Genomic DNA, 25,214 nt, shown 5'->3' with positions numbered 1-25,214 from the left:
TACTGACAGATGAATTGTAAGCCATCTGACAATTCTGTCACTAATCTATTGATTAATCTTCTTTTTGATATTCTGGTAAGAAAACATTTCCTAAGAAGCTTGTATCATAATCTCCTGCCACAACATGTGGGTCAGAAATTAATTCTAGTTGGAAATCAACATTTGTAATGACCCCTTCAACGTCAAATTCAAGAAGGGCGCGTTGCATTTTCATCAGTGCTTCAAAACGATTTTCACCATGAACAATGACTTTAGCAATCATACTATCATAGTATGGCGGAATGCTGTAACCACTGTACATAGCGCTATCAACCCGCAAACCAACTCCACCACTTGGCAAGAAAAGATTAGTAATTTTTCCTGGACTTGGTGCAAAATTAAATTTAGGATTTTCAGCATTAATTCGACATTCAATCGCATGTCCACTAAAAGTCACATCTTCTTGCTTGACAGACAATTCATTGCCATTGGCTACACGAATTTGTTCTTTTACAATATCAACACCTGATACAAACTCTGTGACCGGATGTTCAACTTGAACACGTGTGTTCATTTCCATGAAATAAAACTTACCAGAAGATTCATCAAGTAAGAACTCAATGGTTCCCGCATTTTCATAAGAAACATGCTGAGCTGCTTTAACAGCCGCAGCTGTTATTTCATTTCGTAAAGTGTGTCCAATTGCGACTGACGGAGATTCTTCAAGAACTTTTTGATTATTTCTTTGCAATGAACAATCACGTTCACCAAGATGAATCACATTTCCTTGACTATCTCCTAAGATTTGAACCTCAATATGACGCGCTGGGAAAATCATTCGTTCGATGAACATGGCTCCATTACCGAAAGCAGCTTGTGCTTCCGCTTGTGCTGCCTCAAATGCTGGAACAAGTTCCTCAACATTATTAACCTTACGAATTCCTTTACCACCACCACCAGCTGATGCTTTAAGCATGATTGGATAGCCAATTTCTTCAGCAATTTTTACTGCTTCATCAGTGGTATGAACTTCGCCCTCAGAACCCGGTGTTACAGGAACACCAGCTTTAATCATTTCTGCACGAGCATTGATTTTATCACCCATCATATCCATAACTTTTGCTGACGGACCGATAAATTTAATATTCATTTCTTCACAAAGACGAGCAAATTTTGAATTCTCAGAAAGGAATCCAAAACCTGGGTGAATCGCTTGTGCGCCAGTTGCCACAGCAGCTGACAGAATATTATTCATATTAAGATAAGACTCAGTACTTCTAGCTGGGCCCACACAAATTGCTTCGTCAGCTAAATGAACATGTAAAGCATCGCGGTCTGCAGTTGAATAAATGGCAACTGTACCCACTCCTAATTCACGAGCTGCACGAATAATTCTTACAGCAATTTCGCCACGATTGGCAATCAAAATTTTATTAAACATAGATGTTCTCCATATGGGAAAATACCCCGAGCTTTTGCTCAATGGGTGTTTTGAAAAGAATGATAAAAAAGAAAGTCATTCCCAACAAAACAATTTTTTGATAAATAAAAATAAGTCCGAATTTACCATAAGTAAAAAATCTTATGGTTAAAATAAATTTTTGTTTCTTAATCATAAAAAATATGATTATTTTTAAATGAAGATGAGCTATATACCTAAGGCGGGATACAACCTGACATCTTCGATATCAGGTCACCTTGACCGTCTTTACACTTCGTGCTCGATTATCCATACTCGCTACATCACTAAAGCGACTAGTCGTAATGGTTATAAGCCTATCTCCACTTCGTTTCGCTGTCCGTTTTCTCTACTTGCTAAAGCAAGTGATAAAAAGGCAAGTGCTAAAGCACTAACGCCCTAAGGCAGGATACAACCTGACATCTTCGATATCAGGTCACCTTGACCTAGAAGCCTAAGTGCTAAAGCACTAACGCCCTAAGGCAAAAGTCAAAGTTCCTTTAGCTGCCAATTTCCCATCAACAGTTGCTTCTGCTTCAACAACTGCAATTGGACCACGACGTTTGATAAATTTAGCATGTAAGACCAATTGATCTCCGGGAGTGACTTGTTTTTTGTACTTAACATTGTCCATTCCCGCATAAAAAACAAGTTTTCCTTTGTTTTCAGGTTTAGATAATTCTAAAACACCAGCCGCTTGTGCGAGAGCTTCCATAATCAAAACCCCTGGCATTACTGGATATTGTGGAAAATGTCCTTGGAAAAATTCTTCATTAATCGTCACATTTTTAATTGCTGTAATTTCGTCATCAGCAATATCAATCACACGATCGACTAATAGAAATGGATAACGATGAGGCAAAGCCTCCATAATTTCAGTTACATTAATGTTTACTTCAGTCATTTATTCTCACTTTTCTTTTAGAGATTCACTGACAGAACTTGTCAGTAAATTCTCTGGCACCTCAACCAGAGCTGTCAGTAACTTTTACATCAAAGATAAACTGACAGAGCTTTGTCAGTAATTTTTTTATTTGATTCTCATCAAATCTTGACCAAATTCAACGACATCTTCTCCAGAAACCATAATTTCCGTGATGACTCCATCTTTTGGTGCAGGAATTTCATTCATTACTTTCATTGCTTCAATAATAAGCAAAGTTTGACCTTTTTTAACTGAATCACCAACTTTGGCAAATTCAGCCTTATCTGGTGAAGGTTTAAGATAGGCTACGCCCACTAATGGAGAAGTAACTGCTTCACCCTCAGCTTCAACAGCCGCTTCACTTGCTACGGGCGCTTCTGTACTTTCTGCAACTGGCGTTGCTTGTTGAGCTGTAAATGCAGGTGCAGTAGGTGCAGCACTTTGAGCTCCAACAAGGGCTTGACCTTCATTTTTAGAAAATGATAATTCACCATCAGCATTTTTCCAAGAAAATTCACGTAAAGTAGAACCATTGAATTGGTTCATCAAATCTTTTACTTCTGAAATGTTCATTTTTATTTACTCTCCAGTCCATTTCTTGAATGCCAATACAGCATTGTGTCCACCGAAACCAAAGTCTTGCGACAATGCAAGATTAATATCAGCAGGTTTACCTTCACCAAGAACAACATTAATTGTCATTCCTTCATCAAGTTCAGTTGTTCCAGCATTTACTGGTGCATATTGATTCAAAAGTGCTTGAACAGTTGCCACTGCTTCAATTGCACCTGTTGCACCAAGTGCATGACCGTGCAATGCTTTTGTAGATGAAACATAAGCTTTATCGCCAATTACATTGTGAATTGCTTTGCTTTCAGTTTCTTCATTGGCATGTGTTGAAGTTCCGTGTGCATTAACGTAATCAACATCAGCTGGACTTGCACCAGCTTCTTCCAAAGCCAATTTAATCGCATTTTCAGCACCCACTCCTGAAGGAGTTGTCATATGGAAAGCATCATTTGTATTTCCGTATCCAACAATCTCAGCCAAGATATTAGCGCCACGAGCTTGTGCATGTTCAAGGCTTTCCAAAATCAATACACCAGAACCTTCGCCCATTACAAATCCTGAACGATTTTTATCGAATGGAATACATGCTTTTTCAGGGTCAGTTTCTTTAGTCAAAGCAGTCAAATTAGCAAAACCTGCAATTCCAAGTTCACAAATAGCCGCTTCAGCACCACCAGCAATCATTGCATCAGCGTAACCATGTTTGATTTCACGGAAAGCTGAACCAATTGAATTAGCACCAGCCGCACAAGCCGTTACTTCAGCACGCGAAACCCCACGAGCACCTGTACGTAAAGCAACGTTACCAGTTGCCATATTAGCAATAGCAAGTGGAACGTAGAGTGGTGCTACCCCTTTACGAGGGCCTTTAGCGACAATTGCTTGTGAATTTTTTTGTGATTGTTCAAGTCCACCAATCCCAGAAGCCATGATACAGCCCAAACGGTCAAAATTAGTATTTTCTTCTGTAATACCAGACATTTCCATGGCATCAAGTGCTGCATAAACCGCATAAAGTGAGAAAGTATCCATGCGTCGTGCATCTTTTTTCTGGAAATATTTATCAAATGGAAATTCTTTTACTTCTGCTGCAACAGAAATCCCTGTTGCTTCAGCATCAAAGTGAGTGATTGGACCAATTCCAGTTTTACCAGCTTTAAGATTGTTCCAAAATTCTTCTGGGCTATTTCCAATTGCACTAACTACACCATAACCAGTGATAACAACTCTATTTGTCATATTTTTATCCTCTTAATTTTAAAATTTATCAATGAATCATTTACATTGAAACTCCACCATCAATGGTAAGTACTTGTCCAGTCATATATTCTTGTTCAGCCAAGAATTGAGTTGCTGTTGCAATTTCTTCAGGAATTCCAAAACGTTTCATTGGAATTTGCCCTTTCATTGCATCTTTAACTTTATCAGAAAGAACTTCAGTCATATCTGATTCAATAAATCCTGGAGCCACAGCATTGACACGAACATTTCGTGCCGCAACTTCTCTAGCAATTGATTTTGTCAAACCAATAAGTCCTGCTTTTGAAGCGGCATAATTTGCTTGCCCAGCATTTCCCATAAGTCCAACAACTGATGAGATATTAATAATTGCTCCAGAACGAGCTCTGGTCATCGGTTTCAAAACAGCCTGTGTCATATTGAAAGCCCCAGTCAAGTTGATTTTAAGAACAGACTCAAAATCTTCTTCTGACATTTTCAAAGATAAACCATCACGAGTAATTCCTGCATTGTTTACCAAAATATCTACTGAACCAAGAGTTTCAATCGCTTCTGCAACCATTCGTTTTGCATCTTCTGATTTTGAAATATCACCAGAAATACCAATTGCTTTAACACCATAGGCTGTAAATTCAGCTAATAATTCTTCTGAAATTGCTGAACGACCATTAATAATTAGATTAGAACCCGCTTTAGCAAATTGAAGCGCAATTGCTTTACCAATTCCACGTGTTGAACCAGTCACAAAGACATTTTTATTTTTAATTTCCATTATTTAAGATATGAACCTGTCTAAGAAGTTTTAGCACTTTAGTACTAAGATTTCAAAAGGACAAACTCAATTCCTTTCTTCAATTTTACTGATTAATCAAAGCTTCAAATGAAGCTAAATTTTCAACATTAGCAATTTCTGCATTTTTATCAATTTTTTTAATGAAACCTGAAAGTACTCTCCCAGGACCAACTTCAATAAAGCGAGTCGCCCCTAGTTTTTGCATTGTTTCAACAGATTCATAAAAACGAACAGGTTCCATGACTTGACGCGTCAAAAGTCCTTTGACTTCATCATTTTCCATTACTTTAGCACTCGTATTTGAGATTAATGGTAATTCAAAAGGTCTAAAATCAATTTTATCAAGTTCCAAAGCCAATTTTTCAGATGCTGGTTTTAAAATTGCTGTATGGAAAGGTCCTGAAACTTTTAATTCAATAAGTTTACGAACTCCGGCTTCTTTAAGTAATTCAACAGCATAATCAACCGCCTCAACTTCACCACCAATAACAATTTGTGCGGGCGTGTTATAATTTGCTGGACTCACAATACCGCCTTTAAATTCGGCCGCTTTCTGGCAAATTTCTTCAATCAAGGCTGGGTCTGTGTTCATTACAGCGACCATTTTACCAGAACCAGTCGGTGCAGCTTCTGTCATATATTGACCACGTTTAGCTACAAGCTTAACTGCTTCTTGAAAATCAATGATTCCTGATGCTACCAAGGCAGAATATTCACCAAGACTAAGACCAGCAACAAGGTCAGGTTTAATCCCATTCTCACTTAACAAACGTAAAATAGCAACAGAGGTTGTTAAAATTGCAGGTTGAGTGTACTTTGTTTCATTTAGTTTTTCTTCATCATTATCAATCAAAGCTCGCAAATCATATCCTAAAGCTTGACTTGCTTCATCAAAAGTTGCTTTAACTGTTTCATATTGGTCATATAAGTCACGTGCCATTCCAAGCTTTTGTGCCCCTTGACCTGAGAATAAAAATGCTGTTTTAGTCATAATATATAGTAATCAACCTTTTGAATCAATGATTCAAAATCAGTCAATTTGAATTCCTCGTATTTTCTTTTATAAAGTTAATTATTAGTATTGTAAAATGTTTTTTACCTTAAAAAAAATGACATTCTTCAATATGAAAATTATAGGACAAGCTCAGTATATCATTACTGAGCCCCCTATACTAGAATTCTATTTTGAAAATAGAACTAGTCCAACGAAAAGAAGGGGCGAAATTCGCAAAAGAATCAACTCCTTTGCTCGCTTCACCCCCATCCCGAATTATTTGTTGTTTTCTACGTATTTAACGAGGTCAGCAACTGTTTTCATATCTGCTTCTGTATCAACTTCAACGTCGAATTCGTCTTCGATGTCATTGATGATTTGGAAAAGGTCAAGTGAATCAGCGTCGAGCTCTTCAAATGAAGTTTCGAGTGTTACTTCTTCTTTTTCTTTACCGAGTTCGTCAACGATAATATCTTGTACTTTTTCAAATACTGCCATAATTTTTTCTCCTTTAATTGAGTGAAAATATTTATATTATATCCGCAAAGCGGTTTATAACCATTAGTTAGTGAAGATTTTTTAAAATCTTCTTGTGAGTCAAAGTTAGCTGATAATGTTTTCTTATATAGACAACTTAAGAAAAACTTGCTAAACTTTGAAGCTCTTATAAATTAATAATTGCTGTACCCCAAGTGAGGCCACCGCCAAATCCTGTCAAGACGACTTTTGTTTGACCGTCCAAACTAAATATACCATTTTTTACGGATTCTGACAACAATATAGGGATACTTGCTGCCGATGTGTTACCATATTCTTGCATATTTTGAAGGAACTTTTGGCGCGTCACACCAAGCTTTTTAGCCATTTTATCAAGGATTCTTGAATTCGCTTGATGAAGGAGATAATAATCTACTTCTTCAGCAGACAAATTAGCTTTTTCTAAAGTTGCCTGGATATTTTTAGGAACATCACGTACGGCAAAATCAAAAATTGCTCGTCCTTCCATACTCAAGTTTGAACTTTCGTATGAAACAGAGGCAAATGGAGTTTGGATGTCAGCATAACTAGAAAGTAAACTGTTCCCACGACTTCCATCCGTTTGCATTTTTTCAGCAATAATCAGAGGTTGACTCGCGCCAGCTTCTATAAGCACACCAGCAGCTCCATCTCCGAAAAGAACAGCAGTTGATCGGTCTGACCAATCAATTACTTTTGAAAAGACTTCTGCGCCAATGACAAGCCCTCGTTGATATGCTCCTGAGGAAATTAATTTTTCCGCTGTTGATAGAGCAAAGACAAAGCCTGAACAAGCCGCAGTCAAATCGTAAGCAAAAGCATTAACTGCTCCTACTTGAGCTTGAACCCGTGCCGCGGTTGAAGGCATCAATGAGTCCGGAGTTACCGTAGCAACAATGATGAAGTCAATCGTTTCTGGGTTTAAATTTGAATCGCTAATCAACTGCTTAGCAACTTTAGCTGCTAAGTCTGAGGTGTTTTCTCCAGTTGAAATATGGCGATTTTTAATCCCTGTCCGACTGTAAATCCATTCATCATTAGTATCCATTATTTTGGATAAGTCATCATTAGATACCACATTTTCAGGCACATAGTGTGCCACTTGCGTAATTTTCGCAAAAGTCATTATTTCATATTCTCCAAAGAATCGTGTAAGGTTGCAAGTTCACCAGCCAATTTATTTTCAGTAGTTCCATAAACGCTATCAAATAGATTATCTGTAATCGTATGGAAAAATTCACGGTGAGTTGCACAAAGCTCATCACCCTTCGATGTCAGTATAATGTGAGTCACTCGTCTGTCCGCTGTAGAACGCTTGCGTTCAATATATCCCTTATCTTCTAATCGATTGAGGGTAATTGTAATTGTTGACAAGGCCAATTTTTGATTTTTGGCAATATCTGTTGCACGACAAGTTCCTAGCGTATGAACCAGTGTCAAAATTTGTAATTCTTTTACTGTTACATCTGAATAAGCTGAGTCTTTTAAAAATTGCTCCTCTAATATCATAAAATCATGAAAGAGTTGAATCAGCCATTCATTCACCTTATCAAAATCTGTTTTCATCTGTCATCCTCTTCATTATTTAGATGTGAGTCCGACTTTAGACATTACGAAAAAAAAGAAATTGAAATCAATAAAACCCCTTATGAAATTTTATTATTACATTTAGATAGGGGATAAACTGATGCAAAAAACATCATCAACTTACCCCCTGATTTATTATTCTATTTTTTCTTTCTCGCAAGATGAACTCAATTTGTTTTTATATTGCAAATGGTTTTCTGTATCAAATTATATTATTTTTTAGAATGATTTGCAAGTAATAATTTTTAGAAAACGTCATCATTGCTCAATTTTTATAAAAAATATCAGTTTCTGTCAGTAAAATTTGCCTTCCCAAACTACTGACAGAAATAATTTCAACAAAAAAAGTTACTGACAGAAAATTTAAAGTTTTCATCAGTAACTTTTGAATTCATTAGGCAGGATTGCTGGCAATAATTTCGAATTGACCAGACAAATTCCATTTTTCAATGTTGCTTGGTAAGATGAAATGAGCTCCTTTTTCAACTGGATATTCATTTCCATCAACTGTTAATTTTCCTTGACCATCAAGCACAGAAACTAAAGTGTAATCAGCAACTTTGGTAAATTCATGGTCACCATGAATTTGCCATTTATAAACATCAAAGAAATCTGATTTCACAAGAGTTGTAATTTCTGCATCAGCAAATTTTTCAGTTTTAACTTGATTTTCAGGAACTTTGTCGCCCGGAATATTCAATACATCAATTGATTGTTGAATATGTAATTCACGTAGATTTCCTTGGTCATCTTTACGGTCGAAATCATAAACACGATAAGTTGTATCAGAAGATTGTTGTGTTTCAAGAATAACAATTCCAGCACCGATTGCGTGCATTGTTCCTGACGGAACATGGAAGAAATCTCCTGTTTTCACTTTTACCTTGCGTAACAAATGATCCCAATCACCAGATTTAATCATTTCTGCTAATTCTTCACGTGATTTAGCATTATGTCCATAGATAATCTCAGCGCCTGGTTCAGCTGAAATAATGTACCAACATTCAGTTTTTCCAAGTTCACCTTCATGTTTTTGTCCATATTCATCATCTGGATGAACTTGCACAGAAAGCCAGTCATTGGCATCTAAAATTTTAGTTAATAAGGGAAAAACTTCTTTTTTACTATCACCAAACAATTCGCGGTGACTTGCGTATAATTGGTCAAGTTTTTGACCTTTAAATTCGCCATTAGCAATTGTTGACACACCATGTGGATGAGCAGAAATAGCCCAATATTCACCAACTTTGTCTGATGGCAAATCATAGCCAAACTCTTTCAAATGGTCGCCGCCCCAGATTTTTTCTTGTAAAACTGAGTTCAAAAACAATGGTTCTTTCATAATTTCCTCCAAATGAGCAGATTTTATTCGCTTTCATTTCACAATGTCTATTATATCACAAAATTTATCTAGAACAATTCTGTCAGCATTTTTATGACAAAAAAAGTTACTGACAGAACTGTCAGAATGTATTCAACCTAAAGAATACACTCAATTTTTTCGTCAGTAACTTTTTTAATTAATATTCTGATTTATTGTTAAGCCCACGAAGAAGCTCATCAATTTTTGAACCATATTCAACAGATTCATCTTTTGCAAAAGTTAAATCTGGAATTTTGAAAATGGTCATGCGTTTTGCCAATTCACTTTTGAAAAGTCCGGTTGCTTTTTTCAAAGCAGTTGCGGCTTTTTCATTATCTGAGGCAAGGTTTGACAAGAGGCTATAATAAACAGTCGCTTGACTCAAATCACCAGTCAATTGAACATCAGTGATATTTACATCTTGAACACGTGGATCACGTACTTTATTTCGTAAAATATCATTGATTTCGCGTTGAATTTCTACAGCGACACGGTCGCTACGAAAAGAATTTCCCATTTTCTCCTCCTATTTTTTCGTTTAAAATGTAGATAAATGATTTTTAAATCACTTTTCCACACCTCCACTTAAAATGAGTAAAAGCTCCCAGAAACAATAAACTTAAATAAAATTCATCATTTTTAACCAGTCGCCCTCACCTTTTATTTAACTGAGTTCACCTTCTTAGAAGTCTGTGAAAATGCGATTCATCTTGCGACTTTAGTCGCTTAGAATGAATCGACAGCGTAGCCACATTGTGGCGTAGATAGACAAAATGGGACCTACACTACGCGTAGAACCACATTTTCTATCTACGCTGTCCCTTCTCGCTAAACTGCTAAAGCAGTTAGTCGAAGTAGCAATTATCATAACTTCTGGACAGTCGAGCTCACCTCTTATTATTTACGTTCGATTTCAACCATTTTGTAAACTTCAAATGTATCATCAATTTCAACATCGTTGAAGTCTTCAACCATCAAACCACCTTCTTGAGCATTTCCGACTTCTTTAACGTCATCTTTGAAATGTTTAAGACTGGCAATAGCTCCATCATGAATCACGACACCTTCACGAATGACACGGACAGAAGCATCACGGGCAACTTTACCACGAATAACCATAAATCCGGCAATTGTACCAACTTTAGAAACGTTGAATGTTTCGCGAACAATTGCTTCACCAATGATTTCTTCTTTGAACTCAGGATCAAGCATTCCACGCATTGCTGTTTCAACTTCTTCAATTACTTTATAAATGATGCTGTGCAAACGAATATCAACTTCTTCTTGAGCCGCTTGTTCACGTGCAAGACCAGTTGGACGAACATTGAAACCAATGATAATCGCATTTGATGCTGCTGCAAGTGAAATATCAGACTCTGAAATTGCCCCAACAGCTGAATGGACGATATCTACTTTCACACCTTCAACTTCAATTTTTTGAAGTGAAGCAGCAAGCGCTTCTGCAGAACCTTGAACATCCGCTTTGATGATAATGTTAACAGATTTAGTTTGACCTTCTTTAAGAGTATCAAAGAGATTGTCCAAGTTAACACGGCGTGTATTTTGACGTTTGATCAATTGAGCACGTTTAGCACGTTCTTCCCCAGCCGCACGAGCTGCTTTTTCATCTTCAAATACTGCGAAGTGATCACCAGCTTGTGGTACGTCAGAAAGACCAGTTAATTCAATTGGAGTTGACGGACCAGCTTCTTTAATCCGACGTCCGAGGTCATTTGTCATTGTACGAACACGACCATATGTGTTTCCGACAACAATTGGATCTTGAACATGAAGTGTTCCTTGTTGTACCAAGAGAGTTGCAATTGCCCCTTTACCTTGGTCAAGACGGGCTTCAACAACAGTACCAATGGCACGAACAGTTGGGTCAGCCTTAAGTTCTTGCACTTCTGCCACAAGAAGAACTGTATCTAACAATTCATCAAGATTTTGGTTAAATTTAGCCGAAATTTCAACGAATTCTGAACCATTTTCTGGATCCCAAGCGACTGGGAATACACCATGTTCAGTCAATTCTTGTGTTACACGTTGTGGGTTGGCACCTGGTTTATCAATTTTGTTGATTGCAACAATAATTGGCACACCAGCAGCTTTAGAGTGATTGATTGCTTCAATTGTTTGTGGCATTACACCATCATCAGCAGCAACTACAAGGATTGTAATATCTGTGACAGAAGCACCACGAGCACGCATAGAAGTGAAGGCTTCGTGACCTGGCGTATCAAGGAAAGTAATTTTCTTACCATTTGCTTTGATTTGGTAAGCACCAATATGTTGAGTGATACCACCTGCTTCACCCTCGGTCACACGAGATTCGCGGAAACGGTCAAGTAAGGTTGTTTTACCATGGTCAACGTGTCCCATAATTGTTACAACGGCTGGACGTTCAACCATGTTTTCTTCTTTAAGATAGCCATCTTCAACAAACAAACGTTCAATATCTGATTTGTCTTCTTCAACTTTTTTGACCGGTGTTACACCATAATCCATGAGAATCAACTCAATTGTATCTTCATCAAGTGATTGGTTTTGGTTGACCATTGTTCCCATCATGAAGAGTTTTTTGATAATTTCAGCTGGTTCGCGTTTGATTGATTTAGCAATATCTTGAACATTCATTCCTACTTCATATTCAAGACTTTCTGGTAATTCATGGAATTTACGTTGAGTTGCTGGAACACTTGAAGATTGGTTGTTTTGGTGACGACCACGACCACCTTTTTGATTCCAGTTTGAGTTACGCGCATTACGAACTTGATTACGATTATCATTTACGCGAAGTGGACCACCTTTACGGTTACCATCTTTTGTATTATCGCGGTTATTATCAGATTTTTTACGGTCACGGTCACGACGGTTTGTTTTACCAGAAGTAGCTGGTGTAAACGAATCTGTTGCTGGTGCACTACCTGATGAAGCAAATTTGTCACGTTTTTGACCTTGATTTTGTCCTTGACCAGATGAACGGTTCTTATCATAATGGTTTCCACCTTGACCATTCCCATTTTGGTTAGGACGGCGATTATCATTACGATTATTTCGGTCATTACGATTTTTGTCGAATTTTTTCTTTTCAGGACGAGCTGCCGCTTGTTCTTTTTTGATATCTTCGGCACGTTTAATAACTTTGATTTGAATTCTTGGTTTTTGAGTCAATGATTTTTTCTTCTCTTCAGTAACAACTGGTTCTTTTTTATCAGCAACATTTTCTGGTTTTACTTCAGCTTTTGGCGTTGCTGTGTTATCTTTTGTTTCTACTTTTTCAACTTTTGGCTCAGATTTAGCTTCAACTTTTGGTTCAGCTTTTTTAACTGGTTCACTAGCTTTAGATTTTTCTGTAACAACAGGATGTTCAGTTGATTCAACTTCTACTTTTGCTGCTTTTTCAGCTTCTTCTTTAGCTTTAATTCTTGCTAAAATGGCTGGGTCCTCAACAACTGTTTTCCCAGCAAAAGTGCGTGGATGGTCTTCCTTGTTTTTCTTTGCTGCCTCAGCAGCTTTTGGATGACTTGTTTTAACAGTTTTTTCAGCAACTTTAGCAGTTTGGTCAGTGCCTGTTTTTGCACTTTGAATGATTTTTTCTGCTTGTTCTGCTGTTACAGAACTTGAATGTGATTTCACTTCAAAACCGAGAGTTTGTGCTGCCGAAACAAGTTCAGCATTTGTTAATCCAGTTTCCTTAGCAATTTGGTTTATACGTTTTTTATCAGACAATCTTTGTCCTCCTTATATCATCAATTGTTCATGAGGCTCTCCATTTTCTTTGCAAATCCATCGTCCACAAGTGCAATAACCTTGCGATTTTGTCCTATGGCGTGCGATAATTCTATTTCTGTAAAGAGTGTTGAGACAGCAATCTCATAATAATTTGATTTATCAGTAATTCTTTTACTCAAATTTGCTGCGGCATCATTGGCAAGAAAAACTAATGTAGCTTTACTGCTTTGAATTGATTTAATCACCAATTCCTCACCACTAATAATTTTTCCAGCTCGTTTTGCAATTCCTAGTAAATTTGAAATTTGTTGTTTTTTATCCATCTTTAGTCGTAGTCCGGCGCTAAATCAGCGGAATAGGTTGCAGATTCAAGTTCTCGTCGAGCAACAAGGTGTTCAACATAAGTGATTAACTCATCATAGAACTCATCAGCAATTTTAGTTTGAAAAGCTCGGTCAAAAACACGTTTTTTCTTAGCTTCTCTTGCTTCTTTATTCAAAATAGCAATATAAGCTCCGCGTCCATGTGCTTTACCAGAAGGGTCAATTGAAATTTCTCCCTCTTTATTATAAGCAATCCGTAACAAATCCTTTTTGGGAAATTGTTCATTCGAGACTAAAGATTTTCTCATTGGAGTTTTTTTCTGTTTCATCGAAAATCCTCAAAATTTCTGTTGAAAAAATGACTGACAGCCAATTTCTTGACCACTAGAATATCAGCCATTTTACTGACGGACCTATAAAAAAGAAATTTTCAGCACCTTTGTGCTTTTTCTAAAATATTATTTTCTGTCAGTAAATTTTCAAGCTTTTAAAATTTATTCTTCACTTTCGCTAACTTCAGGTGTTTCAACAACTTCTTCAACTACAAGAGTTTCGTCAACTTCAGTTGTTGGAATTTCTTCCCCATCTTCACCCACGAATTCATAATCATCCAGATTGAATTCATCAGCCGCTTTAATATCAATTTTACTGTTTGTAACGTGTGCAGCAAGACGAACATTTTGACCACGTTTACCAATGGCAAGTGACAATTGGTCACGCGCAACAACTGCTAAACTTGAACCATCAGCAGTAATCAAAACTTGTTCAATACGAGCAGGTTTTAAAGCATTGGCAACAAGTGTAGCTTTATCTTCTGACCATTCAATGATATCCATTTTTTCACCCGCAAGCTCGCGAATGATTCCTTGGATACGTGAACCTTTAGCCCCAACCATTGTACCAATTGCATCAACATTTTCATCATGACTTTGAACGATGACTTTAGCACGGTCACCAGCATCACGAGCAATTGATTTGATTTCAACAGTTCCATCAAAAACTTCAGGAATTTCTTTTTCAAACATACGTTTGAGCATATCAGGCGCAGTACGTGAAATGAAGACACGAGTTCCTTTTGGAGTCAAGACAACATCAGTAACATAAACTTTCACACGATCTCCCACATGGAAGTTTTCTTGTGGAATTTGGTCTTTCTTAGTCAAAAGAGCATCAACACGGCCAAGATTTACATAAACGGCACGAGCATCAACTTTTTCAACAGTTCCTTGGATGATTTCATCTTTGTAACGGCTATATTCGTTATAAATAATTGTGCGTTCTTCTTCACGCATTTTTTGCATGATAACTTGTTTAGCAGCTCCAGCAGCAGTACGAGCAAAATCTTTTGGTTTTTCTTCAAACATAATTTTGTCGCCAATTTCATAGTGAGGATTTAATTCATGCGCATCCTCAAGTGAAATTTCAAGACGACTGTCGAAAACTTCATCCACGACTTCACGAGTCGAATAAACATTGAAGTTTCCTTTCTTTTCATCAAAGATAACTTTAACATTTTGTGCTTGACCATATTGACGCTTGTAAGCTGCTGTGATAGCTTGCTCAATCGCTTCAATAACAATCTCAGATTTGATTCCTTTTTGCTCTTCTAACATTGCAAAGGCGTTCAGCATTTCTTTGCTCATTTTTTTCTCTCTTTCTTTTTATAAGAAAATTTCATTTTTAATATAAGCTAAGTTCGACTACCTTGAATCAAGGAAGTTTTACATTTCGCCTAACTCAAGGAAATCGAACTCAGCTTCTAATTATTGATTCTCTTTAGAAAAATCAATAAATCCTGTCATATCTTTAAAATTTAACCATCGTTTGTGCTTTTGCAACAGCAGATAAAGGAATTTCAATATTTTTATGACGGGTCTTATCCAAGACATCTACCACTAAAGTTTCTCCATCAAAGCTTACCAAATCACCAGTAATTTCTTTTTCATTATTGATTTTTTGATAAAGTTTAACGAAAATATACTCACCAACTGCACCTGCAAAATGCTCAGCATTACGCAAAGGACGTTCAGCTCCTGGACTTGCAACCTCTAGTAGATAACCTTCTGTTGGAAACGGGTCTGGACTAATGGTATCAAGCAAAGGTGAAATGATTTCACTCAACTCAGCCGTCTCATCAATTTCGATTCCACCTTCTTTATCCACCAGAATTGAAAGCATCATATCTCCACCAAATTTTTCCCATTCAACTGCAAACAGTTCAAAAGGTTGAGGAATATGAGGTCTAATGAAATCTTCTACAATTTTAACAACATCATTCATAGGCAATTCTCCTTTCATAAAATACAAAGTTAGAGTCAACTTCTATTTTAAAAACACAAGAGAAGGAGCGCCCTTACGAACGCTCCTTTCTAATAGTTTATTTATATTTATTATAACACGTTTCAAGTAAAAGTCAAGCACACATTTTAAATTTTTTATTAAGCTATTTTCATTAATCTAAAGCCAGTTTATCCTTGAAAAAGCCTATCTCGAAGAGTACAATAAAAATTGTTGTAAAAATTATCCGTAATTAACTTAGGGAGTTAACAAATATGAAAATTTACCTGCAATTATTAATCATTTTTGGCTTTTCTTTTATTGGAAATGTCATTTCAAACGTCTTTCGTTTACCAGTTCCAGGCTCTATTCTAGGAATGATACTACTTTTCCTCGCATTACAATTCAAAATTCTTGAATTTCGTCATGTTGATGAAGCCGGAAGCTTTCTTATCAATAATATGACCATTTTATTTTTGCCAGCCGGTGTTGGAATTATGGCCAAATGGAATTTGATTAGCCACTTTTGGGCACAAATCCTCTTGATTGTTGTTGGAGCACTCATTATAAATATGCTCATCTTAGGAAAGCTAGTTGAATGGATTAAAGTTAAATTTGAAGGCGATTATGTCGCTTTAAAACCAGATACTACCGTCACTTCTTCCACTGAAGACCAATAATTTGGAGCATATAAAATCATGAATATTATCACTACCGACCCTCTCTTTGGCTTTGTCCTTACCGTTCTTGTCTTTATGATTGGAGTACGAATTAATGAAAACTTTCGTAAACCTTGGACAAACCCACTTCTTTTTGCGACTGTCGTAATAATCCTAATTCTCTCACTAGCTCATATCCCTTATAAAAACTATTATATCGGGGGTTCAATTATCAATGACCTTATTGGACCTAGTACCGTTGCTCTCGGAATTCCACTCTATAAAACTTTCCACTTGATGAAACATCACGCGCGCTCAATTGTTAGCTCAATTGCTATTGCGGCTCTAGTCAACTGTATTTTTACCGCCCTTTGTGCTAAGTTTTTCAGCCTTAGTAAACTCGCTTCTCTTTCAATTTTCCCTAAATCAGTAACCACTGCAATGGCTATGGGAATTTCAGATAAAATGCATGGTGTTGAACAAATTACCGTTGTTGTCGTTGTTGCTACAGGAATCCTCACAAGCGTGCTTGGCGGCCCTCTCTTAAAACTCTTTAGAATTACTGACCCAGTTGCTCAAGGGATTGCCCTTGGAGGAACTGGACATGCTGTCGGAACCGGAACAGCGATTGAACTTGGAAAAACACAAGGTGCAATGGCAGCTCTTAGTATCGGAGTGACTGGTATTATGTATGTGATATTTGCTCCAATCATTGCCAAAATCATTCTTGGCTATTAAAAAACTCCTATATAAATAAAAAAGGTTGAACAATTAAGTGTTCAACCTTTTTTATTTAGCTAAATTTAATCATTTTATTTAACTTCTTCTTCTTTTTTTCTGCTTTTTTTTAAGCAGATAATAATCAGAAATAAGACAAAACCATAAGAAGTTAATAAGAGAGAACTAGCTACACCAGTTTTTGGTAATAATCCAAAAACTTTTTTTGATGAATCATCCTTACTTTTAGGAGCTTTAGGAACTTCAATTGGTTTAGGAGCAGGCTCAGGTTTGTTTGGACGTCCGGTTTTTTCCTTATCAACACTAGATTTAGGATAAATATAAACCTCATTTAATCCTGAAACTGGAGCCTTGATTACCAAAGGTAAAGCTGCTTTCAGCAAACCTTTCTGAGGGTTAGTTTGTTCTTCAATCAAATAATAACCATCAGCCACAGATAAACTAGCTACTCCATTAGAGTCAGTCGCCAAATCAGCAACCTCTTTTAAAACTGTATAACTTGATGGCGGTGGATTTGTTGCCTTAAGTTCTGAACCATCCCCGGTAGGTGAAATTTCATAAACTAAATAATGAATTCCAGAAAGAACTGACAGTTCGTTTCCTAAATTATCCAAGGGGAGGTTATTAATCTGTAGTCCATCATTTGTCGTCTGATTCTCACTAAAGCCTGTCGCTCCAGGGCTTAGCCCATATTTTACAATAATTAAGCGACTATCAGCAAAAGCTTTTTGACTGACAAGTCCCAAAAACAAAAGCAAAGTGACTATTAAGACCCCCATTAACTTGCTACTTTTTGTCAATTATCCCTCCCCCCTTTCTTTAATTTATTAATATTCAAGCATTTAATATATTTTATATATCCCAATGCTTCTTCTGTTTTCAAAACATACTGCATTATTTTCTTATCACTAGTAAAAACAGGACCTACGACAAGCGCATGTTTTTCATCACCATAACCTTGTTTCTCATTAATATAATTTTGCCAGTTTTCCGTTTTATCTTTAAATATCCAGCGGGACAACTTTTTAATTCTTTTTAATCGATAAACATTTAAGAAAAGCTCTTCTGAGTTCAGCTTTTCTTTTTGAGCAAATTCATCTAACCACTGAAACGCTAGTTTCTTAGAATCAGTTAAATAAAAACCTTCACCAAAATCTCCTACCAATTGTCCATCAGAAAGAACAGGTTTTTCAATTTTTCTAGCAGCAACATGATATAAGTTCCGCTTTCTCCCAAAGAGTGACCATAAAAGATAGACTAATCCAAGAAACGTTAAGAAAGCAGACCCAAACATCACCCAAAAATTATAACCAAACTGATTGCGTTGAATATCTTCTTGTGGCGTAACCTTTGATAATGCTGTTCTTTCACCAGTAACTAGTAATCTTTTGTTATTAATACCTGTTGGATAACAAGTGACTAAAGTCACCAAATCTCGTCCTTTTTCAATACTCAAAGATGAAACTTGATTGGGAGCAACAATGCGAATATCATTAATCTTGTATTTTAGAGTGAGATTCAAAACATGAAGATAAAAGATATCACCATTTTTGAGTTTATCTAGATTAGTAAATAAAGTATCATTCACTCGCCCAGAATGAGCAGGTAAGACAGCATGACTATTGATTCCTCCAATTGGCAAAGAGGATTGAGGCACATGTCCAACCCCTAGTCCTAAAATTTTTTCAGAATCTCCATGATAGATTGGAATATCATTGACTTTAATCTGAGGAATCGTGATGAAACCCATCATTCCCGTAGTATCAATTTTTAAGACATTGTTATAGTTAGGAATTGGCTTATTCCAAGCAATATGCTGACTTGCATCATAGATATATTCATTGTAAAGTTGCGCGTTATAAAGCTGTGCTTGACTAAGCAATTCCTTTACTTTAGCACTTCCTATATTTGAAAGATTTTCATCGTATTTCTGAACGGATTTGATATTTTGCTGTCCTGCCAGATAGTTAACAACAATCGGGTAGAACAACAATCCAATAGCAATTATCCCAAGAATAATACTCAGTAAATTTCGGAAACTGAAGCCCTTTTTACGGGAGGTTTTTGGTTTTTTCTTTGCCATCATCCCCTCCTAATCTACAATATCAATTTGGCTAGTTTACCACTTCCATTAAAGATAAAGATTTTTATTTCACAACTTCTTCTTCGTTATCTTTACGACGTTTAATAGCAAAAGCAATCACCCCTGAAACAGTTGCAATAGCAATGATTCCCGCTAAACCTTGTCCACCTGTAAATGGTAATGCAAATGGTTTATTATTGGTAATTGTAGTATCAGTAGCAGCTGGTGCTGTGCTTGCGGTGACGGCACCAGTCAGGTTAGCTGCTGTAGTAACACTAGGAAGTTGATAACCTGTTGGAGCGGCAACTTCGACAAGATAGTAATTCGTTGTGTTACTGCCATCTGTGTTATTATCAACCAAGTTCAAGCCGTTAAAGGTTGCAATCCCATCGTTACCCGTAGTGAATGTGACCGGTGCAGTTGCACTTGTATTTGCATTTCCTGAAGTATCCCCAGTGACAAAAGCCGCTTTACTTGAAGTTAGATTTGTTACTGTTCCACCTGAGGCTGAGTTATTAAAATAAGCTGCATTTGCTTCAACAAAATCTTGGGCATCCTCTTTATTATCAGCACGTACAACAGTAAAAGTCGCTCCTGCCAAAGCTGCATTAGTTGAAGCATCTGTTTTAGTCATTTCAAGACCACCCACATTAAGTGTTGATTTAACTGCTGTCGTCGTTGAAAGATCTGCTCCATAAGCATTTGTGATTGTCGTGGTGGCTGAATCTGTCGCACTACCAATGGCGCTTTTAACCGTTGATGGAATGATAATATTTAAAGCACCATCTGCGTTACCAAGCAAGCTTGCTGCGTGTTGTTGACCAGCCGTGGTCAAAGTAACCACGATTTTTCCATTGCCATCGTTTGTGATTGTATAGTCAGTTGTTGGAGTCAAGGTGCCCACTTTTGTTCCACTTCCATTTGTAACATTTACAATCACCGTACTTGCTGTTACTGTCGAGCTGTTGACCAGATTATTAGGCAATTGGTCGGTAACAATATATGTACCTGTGACTCCTGTAGTCCCGTTTCCGTTGTTTGTTTGTGAAGAATCAAAAACTGTATTCACATTCCAATTCACTGTATTTCCAGCTGCCGCAGTTGTCGTATTTTGATTATCAGGCCCATTCGTCCATGTTCCATTAGCCAAATTTTCATTACCAGCATTATTGTCCGCATTTGTGAGCGTTTGGTCAGAATTTCCCGTTGCATTTGGATTAGCAATTTGATTTGGTGTTTGACCATTGAAATTATCATCCGCATTTGTTGTCGCACTCGTTCCTAAACCTGCTGAACTTGACATATCTAGTTTTGGATAAACGTTAACAATACCCGCTTGGCTATCTTCGTGGCTGACTTGGACGATAAAATCTCCAACAGTTGTAATCCCATTGACTGTTGTCACTTGATGAAACAGATAATAACCATCGGTCAAGCCAGTGAAGTCAGCAAGACCAGATGCATCTGTAGTGACTGGAGCTACAGAAGTTGTATCTGTAAATGAAGGATCAGCCACACCAGTCGGAACACCTGTCCCTACATATTTTGTTGCTGAAAAAGTCACATTTGCCATTGTGCTTGGAGTTGAACCTTCGAGAGTTGTTTGTTGGCTACCGTTATTTTTTGTGTCTCCAGTATTTCCTGCTTGTCCTCCCGTTTGATTATTAGCAATCCCACTATCATCAACAGGATTGCCATCGGAATCTACAAGCCCGTTATTTTGTGTTGCGCTCTGATTCCCAGCTGCTGATTGGGCATAGATGGCCACTTCACCATTGGACACTTGGTCAGTGACATTTGTTGTTTTGGCATTAACATTTAATAGTCCACTAAAACCAGCAAGTGTACTAAGGGCAAGAAGATTAATACTTGCCAGTGCAATTTTTTTATTAAGTGAATTAAGTTTCATTTGTTTTTCTCCATTTTTATTTGATTAATTTACTCTTTTTAAAGCTAATCCTACTTTGTTCTCAAGTCTAAAAATTGATTAAGTAGAATTTTCTCCTATTTTATTATTCAACATGATTTCCCTTTTCGCTGTAACTGCGCCAGATGAGCACGATTTTTTGTGTGAAATAGTTTTTGATAAGGTCGCGTTCTCCGATTTTGTTGAAAAGTCTTTGATTTATTTCTCTCAGTCGTTCGTAATGCCACTGAATTATCAACTTTTAAAAGAGTCTCTTCTTCTGACTTTTTACGTTTTCTAAGAAAGACCCCTCCCATTCCAGTAAGAGCAGCTAAGCTCACGACTCCAGCGATTCCTTCTCCACCTGTAAAGGGTAAGCTAAAAGGTTCTGCAACATTAATTGTATCTGATACAGTTGCCGTGCCCCCACCAGCATAACTATAAGTCACACTGATCGTATAAATTCCTTGATGAAGTTTTCCCTGAGCAATCGTCACATTTCCTTGATTATCAAGTTCAATATCGTTTGCTGTAATATCAACTGTCTTACTATTACCTTCATAGTCTGTATAACTGATATTCGTTACACTTTCGCTAATTGGTGTAAGAGAACCATTAAGACCAAGATTGAGCGTATTCGTCAAGCTTGCAGAACCAATAAGTGGCACATTTGTTGTCGTTCCATTGATGAGATTAACGTAAGCAAGAGCTGTTGTTTGCGTCCCATTGATTGGGTCGGTATATTGATAGGTCACCTGATAGAGTCCCGCAGGCTGACTAGACAATTGACTAGCTTGAAGATTAGCACCCGTTCCAACGTTAGTAAGATTGGAAATCGTCATGTTAGTTGCTGCCGCAGCTGAACCATCACTGTTAGTCGAACTTGATTGAAGAGCAGCTGTCAAAAGAGCGGAAATGCTTGGATTCGTGCTCGGCATATTCCCCGCTGTGTAGGTCAAATTATTGACATTGACTGTCGCGGGGATGGGCTGATAAAGAACAACAAACTGGTCTATTGCGGCATTGGTTGTCGTATTTGTTGTGAAATTATTTGCATTGGGTGGAAAATTATAATAAGCGTTATTTCCAGCAAGAGCTGCTTCCATTGAGCTAAAGTTTGTCGTCGCGGTCATTCCCGATGTTGTAATTCCGGTTGTTTGACTAATATCGCCCGTATTATTACTATGACGAACACTTACAATCTTATATCCCGGAATGGCAAGTATCGCATTTGTGGTTGGAAACTTGTTGGTTCCACTAACTCCCTGCATGCTAGAGTATGCTTGTCCTTGGGAAGCAATAAATTGGGTTGGAGTGTTAACCGTATTTGATGTCGGAGCAGTTGTCGTTAATCCGGTTCCTGTGTACATCTTATAGGTATTCGAACCGCTTGTGACTCCCAAAGTTGTTGTTCCAGTAGCTGTCGTTGTTTCTAATAAAACCTTTGGTTGAGCAGCATTTGTCGCAATTACACCATTTGTCGCTGTCGTTCCTGCTGCATTTGACATTTTCCAAATACTATCAGTATAAGTACTTGTTGAAGCAGTTAAATCAAGTGTTCCATCAGATTTATAGTGAGCTCCTGAATAAGGAGCTAGATAAAACTGAATCGTATTATTGCTTTGACTTGTAGCGGTAAAAGTAGCCCCTCCAGAGTTAAAACTTGTAAAAGCTTTAGGGAGTTGTCCTGCATAGCTATAGCCTACAATATAGTATCCTGAAGGAGCTGTAAATGTAAGAGGACTTGTATTAGTTGTAGAGTTGATGGTAACCGAAGAGGTAAGCACATTTGCACCCGCTGTGGTGGATAAACTTGTTCCTCTAGCAATCGTAATGACATCTCCAACATTTGCCGTAACTGTCGCTGTCGTCCCTGTGCCATTCAAAGTCAGATTTCCTGTTGGTCCAGCAATTCCAGATGTATTGGTAAAACCAGGTGTCCCATCAACGAAAGTAAAGCTCCCTGCAATATTGGCAGGATTTGCTGTTAAAGTCACAGTATAATTATTGTTGGTACTCGTCGCTGAAACCGTCGGATTAGCAGCGGTGAATTTGGCTAGTGTTGCGGCGGTTGTCGCTCCTGCATAGGTTACAGTCCCATTGCTAATTGATGTGATATTATAGCCTGCAGGCACAGCATTCGTAAGAGCTGTTGCATAATTGGATAGCGAAGTCGTGTTTGAGAAAGGGTTATCGGTTACAACCGATGTGTCCGTTGTTACGCCTGTTCCTGCTGCACCGTATGCAAGATTGGTTGGAAGAGTTGCAAGTGTTGTTCCTGTCGCTTTCGTCCAGTTGAATGAAACGGTTTGTTGACTGGGTGTATAGCTCACATTTATTGCATTTGGGTTGGTCGTTCCTACAAGAAAGTTCTGAACAGTAACAGGTGAACTCACACTCGTTGTAGTACTTGACACGGTTTGATAGCCATTAGGTGCTGCTGGAATTATGTAATCATAAGTGTCTGCTGCATTAGCGGTAGCTCCAGGAAGAATAGCTCCGATGGTATCACCGACATTAGCATTAATCGTACTTGCTGTCATATTAGAAATTGGCTGATTCGTGAGCTTATTCAGATAATTAACTGGAACATTCGCAGTCCCTTTAGTACCAGTTATCGTCGCTCCATTCAAAGAAACGGATAAGTTTCCAGTATTTCCTCCTGTAGATGCAACAAAACCAACTGTAAGTGCATTGGGCAGATTAGTCGTAGTAGAGATTGTATACGTCTTTGGACTACCACCAATACCTGCTACACCACCGTAATTATTAGAAGTGGTTAAAGAAAAAGTCAAAGTTCCGTGAGTGTAACCTACTGGTGCTGTCGTACTATCCGGCGCCCAAGAAATCTTGATTGGTTCAGAAACAGCGCCAATCGTACCGAGCGCTGTATCATCTGCCGCTTGCATCCAAGCTTGTCCATTGCTATTATTCGTTGTACCACTAGGATAGTTCGCTTGGATTAATTGTCCCGAGGAATCTGTCTGACGTATTGCAATGACATTTCCCCCTCCGTCACTCCAACCATTAGAAACAGTCCCATCAGGGCCATTCCAAACGACTGAACCAGAAGTCGATGCAGATAAATTGGAATAAAGATCTCGCCCTAAAAAGATGGTGTTTGCTAAACCTTCGATGCCAAGACCAGCCCCCGTCGAGTTTGCATTTTGAACATTGGCTTGAAGGAGGTTTTGAGAGACACCAGTCAGAATAATTCCTAATGAATCACCCGTATTTTGAAAGTTTCCGGTTGTTCCTGGGTCAACTTTAATGGTTGTTGAAAGTGAAAAGGCTGTCGCTGATGAAACAGTAGAAACTGCACCATTATAAATACCAATTCCAACACTTGGTTTCGTATTTGATACGAGATTAAGCCAATTTCCAGCTACAATAGGCTTAGGACTTCCATACAATGTATAGTTATTAGCATTTGCAAACTCTGTTCCGCTGTAAGTCCCACCACCTGTATTATAAGTCTGTCCTGCTACCAATGTCCCCGACGAAGTCGTTGCTGCTTGGGCTTTCTCAATTTTTGGTAGAAAAGCTAAATTTCCAACAGGAAGAATTGATGTTACCGTGAGTGATAGAGCTGTGGCACCATATAGCCATTTTTTTCCTGATTTCCAAGTACGAAAGCGAGTTGTTTTTACTTGATGACTGGTTATATAACCTTTTTGATGCTTAGAACGGTACATGGATTTTATTCCTCACTTTCTTTATTCATTTGTACCTCTTGATTTAAAAAGAGGGTTTTAAGAATATAATTTTCAATTGATTATCTTGCTATTATTTTAACATTGCATTTTTATTTCATCAAGTTAAACGAAAGCAAAGTATTTAATGTAATCAAAATCTTTCTCGCTATGTAACAATCTATCTAAACTTGAAAAACTAATAATTTTTATAAAAAGACTTTTGATAAAAGCTTATAAAAGCTTGTATTATTTAGAATAAAATAAAAAAAAAAAAAACGTTTAGTTTTACGAACGGTTTATATATGACAAATTATAACGTAATTTATTTGTAATCATCTTTTTAACCCAAAAACCTGTGAGAAGTCTCACAGGT

The 25,214-nt window shown here is 37.5% G+C and carries 22 protein-coding genes; 2 read left to right on the top strand and 20 right to left on the bottom strand.

Features of this window, described 5'->3' with window-relative positions; all coding sequences use genetic code 11:
- Nucleotides 1-52 precede the first annotated feature (52 nt).
- The 16 genes from accC to rimP all read right to left on the bottom strand — a co-directional run bounded on the left by accC (nt 53) and on the right by rimP (nt 15,763).
- Nucleotides 53-1,420 carry an acetyl-CoA carboxylase biotin carboxylase subunit gene (accC, locus tag AB6B24_RS07785; protein WP_003132515.1) on the bottom strand — a complete coding sequence of 456 codons (1,368 nt, stop codon included), beginning with the start codon at nt 1,418-1,420 and terminating at the stop codon, nt 53-55.
- A 487-nt stretch (nt 1,421-1,907) separates the two neighbouring features.
- Nucleotides 1,908-2,342: a 3-hydroxyacyl-ACP dehydratase FabZ gene (fabZ, locus tag AB6B24_RS07780; RefSeq protein ID WP_015426090.1), complete on the bottom strand. Its 435-nt coding sequence runs from the start codon at nt 2,340-2,342 to the stop codon at nt 1,908-1,910.
- Between the two features lie 126 nt (nt 2,343-2,468).
- On the bottom strand, nt 2,469-2,936 hold the full coding sequence (gene accB / locus AB6B24_RS07775; RefSeq protein ID WP_003132509.1) for an acetyl-CoA carboxylase biotin carboxyl carrier protein: 468 nt from the start codon (nt 2,934-2,936) through the stop codon (nt 2,469-2,471).
- 6 nt (nt 2,937-2,942) lie between these two features.
- On the bottom strand, nt 2,943-4,172 hold the full coding sequence (gene fabF / locus AB6B24_RS07770; protein ID WP_011835565.1) for a beta-ketoacyl-ACP synthase II: 1,230 nt from the start codon (nt 4,170-4,172) through the stop codon (nt 2,943-2,945).
- A gap of 40 nt (nt 4,173-4,212) precedes the next feature.
- The gene (gene fabG / locus AB6B24_RS07765) at nt 4,213-4,944 is read right to left on the bottom strand and encodes a 3-oxoacyl-[acyl-carrier-protein] reductase (RefSeq protein WP_311802397.1); all 732 of its coding nucleotides are present in this window, start codon (nt 4,942-4,944) and stop codon (nt 4,213-4,215) included.
- Between the two features lie 85 nt (nt 4,945-5,029).
- Nucleotides 5,030-5,956 carry an ACP S-malonyltransferase gene (gene fabD, locus AB6B24_RS07760; RefSeq protein WP_003132502.1) on the bottom strand — a complete coding sequence of 309 codons (927 nt, stop codon included), beginning with the start codon at nt 5,954-5,956 and terminating at the stop codon, nt 5,030-5,032.
- Between the two features lie 279 nt (nt 5,957-6,235).
- Nucleotides 6,236-6,457, bottom strand: coding sequence for an acyl carrier protein (locus tag AB6B24_RS07755; RefSeq protein ID WP_003132501.1), 222 nt, complete (start codon nt 6,455-6,457; stop codon nt 6,236-6,238).
- A gap of 166 nt (nt 6,458-6,623) precedes the next feature.
- Complete coding sequence (locus tag AB6B24_RS07750; protein ID WP_029343618.1) at nt 6,624-7,601, bottom strand: beta-ketoacyl-ACP synthase III; 978 nt, start codon at nt 7,599-7,601, stop codon at nt 6,624-6,626.
- The gene (locus AB6B24_RS07745) at nt 7,601-8,041 is read right to left on the bottom strand and encodes a MarR family winged helix-turn-helix transcriptional regulator (RefSeq protein WP_003132498.1); all 441 of its coding nucleotides are present in this window, start codon (nt 8,039-8,041) and stop codon (nt 7,601-7,603) included. Before AB6B24_RS07745 ends, AB6B24_RS07750 begins: the two co-directional genes overlap by 1 nt.
- A 415-nt stretch (nt 8,042-8,456) precedes the next feature.
- A complete protein-coding gene (manA, locus tag AB6B24_RS07740) occupies nt 8,457-9,404 on the bottom strand; it encodes a mannose-6-phosphate isomerase, class I (RefSeq protein ID WP_311802396.1) in 948 nt (315 codons plus the stop codon).
- 178 nt (nt 9,405-9,582) lie between these two features.
- A complete protein-coding gene (gene rbfA / locus AB6B24_RS07735; protein WP_003132494.1) occupies nt 9,583-9,942 on the bottom strand; it encodes a 30S ribosome-binding factor RbfA in 360 nt (119 codons plus the stop codon).
- 380 nt (nt 9,943-10,322) lie between these two features.
- Nucleotides 10,323-13,157: a translation initiation factor IF-2 gene (infB, locus tag AB6B24_RS07730; protein WP_311804170.1), complete on the bottom strand. Its 2,835-nt coding sequence runs from the start codon at nt 13,155-13,157 to the stop codon at nt 10,323-10,325.
- Nucleotides 13,158-13,177: 20 nt separating this feature from the next.
- Nucleotides 13,178-13,483 carry a YlxQ-related RNA-binding protein gene (locus AB6B24_RS07725; RefSeq protein ID WP_003132491.1) on the bottom strand — a complete coding sequence of 102 codons (306 nt, stop codon included), beginning with the start codon at nt 13,481-13,483 and terminating at the stop codon, nt 13,178-13,180.
- Nucleotides 13,484-13,485: 2 nt separating this feature from the next.
- Nucleotides 13,486-13,812 carry an RNase P modulator RnpM gene (gene rnpM / locus AB6B24_RS07720; RefSeq protein ID WP_003132489.1) on the bottom strand — a complete coding sequence of 109 codons (327 nt, stop codon included), beginning with the start codon at nt 13,810-13,812 and terminating at the stop codon, nt 13,486-13,488.
- A gap of 165 nt (nt 13,813-13,977) precedes the next feature.
- Nucleotides 13,978-15,126: a transcription termination factor NusA gene (nusA, locus tag AB6B24_RS07715; protein ID WP_015426082.1), complete on the bottom strand. Its 1,149-nt coding sequence runs from the start codon at nt 15,124-15,126 to the stop codon at nt 13,978-13,980.
- Between the two features lie 163 nt (nt 15,127-15,289).
- On the bottom strand, nt 15,290-15,763 hold the full coding sequence (gene rimP, locus AB6B24_RS07710; RefSeq protein WP_139916349.1) for a ribosome maturation factor RimP: 474 nt from the start codon (nt 15,761-15,763) through the stop codon (nt 15,290-15,292).
- 272 nt (nt 15,764-16,035) lie between these two features.
- Between rimP and AB6B24_RS07705 the strand changes: the two genes are divergently transcribed.
- On the top strand, nt 16,036-16,440 hold the full coding sequence (locus AB6B24_RS07705) for a CidA/LrgA family protein (RefSeq protein WP_012897449.1): 405 nt from the start codon (nt 16,036-16,038) through the stop codon (nt 16,438-16,440).
- 18 nt (nt 16,441-16,458) lie between these two features.
- Nucleotides 16,459-17,157 (top strand): LrgB family protein, encoded by a 699-nt coding sequence (locus AB6B24_RS07700; RefSeq protein WP_003132485.1) that lies wholly within the window; start codon nt 16,459-16,461, stop codon nt 17,155-17,157.
- Nucleotides 17,158-17,231: 74 nt separating this feature from the next.
- Here the strand turns inward: AB6B24_RS07700 and AB6B24_RS07695 are convergent, their stop codons facing one another.
- The 4 genes from AB6B24_RS07695 to AB6B24_RS07680 all read right to left on the bottom strand — a co-directional run bounded on the left by AB6B24_RS07695 (nt 17,232) and on the right by AB6B24_RS07680 (nt 24,841).
- Complete coding sequence (locus tag AB6B24_RS07695) at nt 17,232-17,957, bottom strand: pilin N-terminal domain-containing protein (RefSeq protein WP_311802392.1); 726 nt, start codon at nt 17,955-17,957, stop codon at nt 17,232-17,234.
- A complete protein-coding gene (locus tag AB6B24_RS07690; RefSeq protein WP_311802391.1) occupies nt 17,954-19,240 on the bottom strand; it encodes a class C sortase in 1,287 nt (428 codons plus the stop codon). Before AB6B24_RS07690 ends, AB6B24_RS07695 begins: the two co-directional genes overlap by 4 nt.
- Before the next feature lie 64 nt (nt 19,241-19,304).
- The gene (locus tag AB6B24_RS07685) at nt 19,305-21,149 is read right to left on the bottom strand and encodes a flagellar hook-length control protein FliK (protein ID WP_311804169.1); all 1,845 of its coding nucleotides are present in this window, start codon (nt 21,147-21,149) and stop codon (nt 19,305-19,307) included.
- Between the two features lie 107 nt (nt 21,150-21,256).
- Nucleotides 21,257-24,841: a KxYKxGKxW signal peptide domain-containing protein gene (locus AB6B24_RS07680; protein WP_311854027.1), complete on the bottom strand. Its 3,585-nt coding sequence runs from the start codon at nt 24,839-24,841 to the stop codon at nt 21,257-21,259.
- Nucleotides 24,842-25,214 lie beyond the last annotated feature (373 nt).

Origin of the sequence: Lactococcus sp. AK05 (assembly GCF_041026685.1) — a bacterium.
Taxonomy (GTDB): Bacteria; Bacillota; Bacilli; order Lactobacillales; family Streptococcaceae; genus Lactococcus; species Lactococcus lactis.
Note: the sequence above shows the minus strand (reverse complement) of the source record. Positions and strands in the feature narration are given on the sequence as shown.

Coding starts and splice junctions, on each gene's coding strand:
- accC (WP_003132515.1), bottom strand. CDS start 1,420: ATGTTTAATAAAATTTTGATTGCCAATCGTGGCGAAATTGCTGTAAGA.
- fabZ (WP_015426090.1), bottom strand. CDS start 2,342: ATGACTGAAGTAAACATTAATGTAACTGAAATTATGGAGGCTTTGCCT.
- accB (WP_003132509.1), bottom strand. CDS start 2,936: ATGAACATTTCAGAAGTAAAAGATTTGATGAACCAATTCAATGGTTCT.
- fabF (WP_011835565.1), bottom strand. CDS start 4,172: ATGACAAATAGAGTTGTTATCACTGGTTATGGTGTAGTTAGTGCAATT.
- fabG (WP_311802397.1), bottom strand. CDS start 4,944: ATGGAAATTAAAAATAAAAATGTCTTTGTGACTGGTTCAACACGTGGA.
- fabD (WP_003132502.1), bottom strand. CDS start 5,956: ATGACTAAAACAGCATTTTTATTCTCAGGTCAAGGGGCACAAAAGCTT.
- AB6B24_RS07755 (WP_003132501.1), bottom strand. CDS start 6,457: ATGGCAGTATTTGAAAAAGTACAAGATATTATCGTTGACGAACTCGGT.
- AB6B24_RS07750 (WP_029343618.1), bottom strand. CDS start 7,601: ATGACTTTTGCGAAAATTACGCAAGTGGCACACTATGTGCCTGAAAAT.
- AB6B24_RS07745 (WP_003132498.1), bottom strand. CDS start 8,041: ATGAAAACAGATTTTGATAAGGTGAATGAATGGCTGATTCAACTCTTT.
- manA (WP_311802396.1), bottom strand. CDS start 9,404: ATGAAAGAACCATTGTTTTTGAACTCAGTTTTACAAGAAAAAATCTGG.
- rbfA (WP_003132494.1), bottom strand. CDS start 9,942: ATGGGAAATTCTTTTCGTAGCGACCGTGTCGCTGTAGAAATTCAACGC.
- AB6B24_RS07725 (WP_003132491.1), bottom strand. CDS start 13,483: ATGGATAAAAAACAACAAATTTCAAATTTACTAGGAATTGCAAAACGA.
- rnpM (WP_003132489.1), bottom strand. CDS start 13,812: ATGAAACAGAAAAAAACTCCAATGAGAAAATCTTTAGTCTCGAATGAA.
- nusA (WP_015426082.1), bottom strand. CDS start 15,126: ATGAGCAAAGAAATGCTGAACGCCTTTGCAATGTTAGAAGAGCAAAAA.
- rimP (WP_139916349.1), bottom strand. CDS start 15,763: ATGAATGATGTTGTTAAAATTGTAGAAGATTTCATTAGACCTCATATT.
- AB6B24_RS07705 (WP_012897449.1), top strand. CDS start 16,036: ATGAAAATTTACCTGCAATTATTAATCATTTTTGGCTTTTCTTTTATT.
- AB6B24_RS07700 (WP_003132485.1), top strand. CDS start 16,459: ATGAATATTATCACTACCGACCCTCTCTTTGGCTTTGTCCTTACCGTT.
- AB6B24_RS07690 (WP_311802391.1), bottom strand. CDS start 19,240: ATGGCAAAGAAAAAACCAAAAACCTCCCGTAAAAAGGGCTTCAGTTTC.
- AB6B24_RS07685 (WP_311804169.1), bottom strand. CDS start 21,149: ATGAAACTTAATTCACTTAATAAAAAAATTGCACTGGCAAGTATTAAT.
- AB6B24_RS07680 (WP_311854027.1), bottom strand. CDS start 24,841: ATGTACCGTTCTAAGCATCAAAAAGGTTATATAACCAGTCATCAAGTA.